Source organism: Fibrobacter sp. UWB13 (assembly GCF_900177805.1).
Taxonomy (GTDB): Bacteria; Fibrobacterota; Fibrobacteria; order Fibrobacterales; family Fibrobacteraceae; genus Fibrobacter.
Genome location: NZ_FXAX01000009.1, coordinates 1 through 2,748, shown reverse-complemented (window position 1 = coordinate 2,748; position 2,748 = coordinate 1). Strand labels below are relative to the sequence as shown.

At 58.0% G+C, this 2,748-nt stretch carries 1 rRNA gene (only partly in view); it reads left to right on the top strand.

Annotated features, from left to right (window positions below):
• A 23S ribosomal RNA gene (locus tag B9Y77_RS15705) occupies positions 1-2,728 on the top strand (it extends 174 nt beyond the left edge of the window).
• The last annotated feature ends 20 nt before the right edge of the window (positions 2,729-2,748 follow it).

The following is a 2,748-nucleotide window of genomic DNA, read 5'->3' as shown; positions in this document are numbered from 1 at the left end:
GCGAACCCGGGGAACTGAAACATCTCAGTACCCGGAGGAAAAGAAATCAACCGAGATTCCCGCAGTAGTGGTGAGCGAACCGGGAGGAGCCCAGACGGGTTGCATACAGTGGACAGAGAGCGAAGCGGGATGGAAAGCCCCCCCACAGCAGGTGACAGGCCTGTAGCGATCTAGAATCTGATGTCCGTCGAAGAGTAGGGCGGGACACGTGAAATCCTGCCTGAAGACGGGGGGACCACCCTCCAAGGCTAAATACGAGCGGATGACCGATAGTGCACAGTACCATGAGGGAAAGGTGAAAAGCACCCCGAGAGGGGAGTGAAATAGCGCCTGAAACCGCGTGCATACATTCTGTCGGAGGGAGGATTCATCCTCCTGACGGCGTGCCTTTTGTTTAATGAGCCAGCGAGTTGCTCGTGTACGGCAAGGTTAAGGGCCTCAGGTCCGGAGCCGAAGCGAAAGCGAGTCTCAACTGGGCGACCAGTCGTACACGGCAGACACGAAGCCTTAGTGATCTACCCATGGCCAAGCTGAAGCGGAAGTAACATTCCGTGGAGGGCTGAACCGATATACATTGAAACGTGTTCGGACGAGCTGTGGGTAGGGGTGAAAGGCCAATCAAACTGGGCGATAGCTTGTTCTCTCCGAAACATATTTAGGTATGGCGTCATGTTAGCTTCACGGGGGTAGAGCACTGGCAGGACTAGGGGGCACACCCGCTTACCAAACCCTATCAAACTCCGAATACCGTGAACGCGATGCATGGCAGACAGCCTGCGAGTGATAAGATCCGTAGACGAAAGGGAAACAACCCTGACCACCGACTAAGCGTCCCCAAGTACGTGCCAAGTGGGAAAGGATGTGGAGCTGCACAGACAGCCAGGAGGTTAGCTTAGAAGCAGCTATCCTTTAAAGAAAGCGTAATAGCTCACTGGTCAAGCGGCTCCGCGCCAAAAATGATCGGGACTAAGCACGTCACCGAAGTCGTGGACTCCTTCGGGAGTGGTAGGAGAGCGTTCCGCAGGCCTGGGAAGGCGGGTGGCGATGCCCGCTGGAGGCACCGGAAACGAGAATGCTGGCATGAGTATGCGAAAATGCGGGTGAAAAACCCGCACACCGTAAGTCCAAGGGTTCCCGGGCAAGGATAATCCTCCCGGGGTCAGTCGGGATCTAAGACGAGGCCGAGAGGCGTAGCCGATGACGACCAGGCGAACATTCCTGGACCCTCCGATAAGCGTCATGACCGACGCGGCGACGCATGGGAATTCACGGGGCGGCCGATGGATGCCGCTGAAGGAGTGCGAGGCGCAGGGGCGGCAAATCCCCCCTGCACATGCCCCAGGCTCCGGACCCCCGGAAGGCTTCGGCCGGAAGGGGCGCCGCGATGGACCGTGCCAGGAAAAACCGCTAAGGGAGCGAACGGAGGCCCGTACCGTAAACCGACACAGGTGGACGAGGCGAATAGCCTAAGGTGCTCGAGACAACTCGGGAGAAGGAACTCGGCAAATTAACCCCGTAACTTCGGGATAAGGGGAGCCTCCGGTGGTGAGCGTGAACAGCGCGGAGCCTCTGGAGGTCGCAGGGAAACGGCAGAAGCGACTGTTTACCAAAAACACAGGGCCATGCTAACACGCAAGTGGACGTATATGGTCTGACACGTGCCCGGTGCCGGAAGGTTAACAGGAGGGGTCAGCGCAAGCGAAGCCCTGAATCGAAGCCCCGGTAAACGGCGGCCGTAACTATAACGGTCCTAAGGTAGCGAAATTCCTTGTCGGGTAAGTTCCGACCTGCACGAATCGTGTAACGACTTCTGCACTGTCTCCTCCCGGGACTCGGCGAAATTGCAGTGCCGGTGAAGATGCCGGCAACCCGCACCTGGACGGAAAGACCCCATGAACCTTCACTGTATTTTGACATTGGTTTTAGGGCTGGCATGTGTAGGATAGGTGGGAGGCTACGAGCCGGCGACGCCAGTCGTCGGGGAGCCGTCCTTGAAATACCACCCTTGCCCGTTTTGAGATCTAACCTCGTCCCGTCATCCGGGACAGGGACCGTGTCTGATGGTCAGTTTGACTGGGGCGGTCGCCTCCCAAAAGGTAACGGAGGCATCCAAAGGTTCCCTCAGCGCGGTCGGCAATCGCGCGCAGAGCACAAAGGCATAAGGGAGCTTGACTGCGAGACGGACACGTCGAGCAGGTACGAAAGTAGGGCTTAGTGATCCCGCGGTACAGCGTGGAAAGGCCGTTGCTCAATGGATAAAAGGTACTCTGGGGATAACAGGCTGATCTCCCCCAAGCGTTCATAGCGACGGGGAGGTTTGGCACCTCGATGTCGGCTCGTCGCATCCTGGGGCTGGAGAAGGTCCCAAGGGTTTGGCTGTTCGCCAATTAAAGCGGCACGCGAGCTGGGTTCAAAACGTCGTGAGACAGTTTGGTCCCTATCCGGTGTGGGCGTTCGAGACTTGAGGGAAGCTGTCCTTAGTACGAGAGGACCGGGACGGACGGACCTCCGGTGTACCGGCTGTCGCGCCAGCGGCACTGCCGGGTAGCCATGTCCGGATTGGAGAAACGCTGAAGGCATCTAAGCGTGAAGCCATTCCCAAGATCAGGTCTCGCGGGGGCAACCCCCTGAAGGGCCGTCGGAGACTACGACGTCGATAGGCCGCAGGTGTAAGCGTGGCGACACGTTGAGCCGAGCGGTACTAATAGCCCGTGAGACGCTTTTCCTTTCTTTCAACGATTTGGTTCA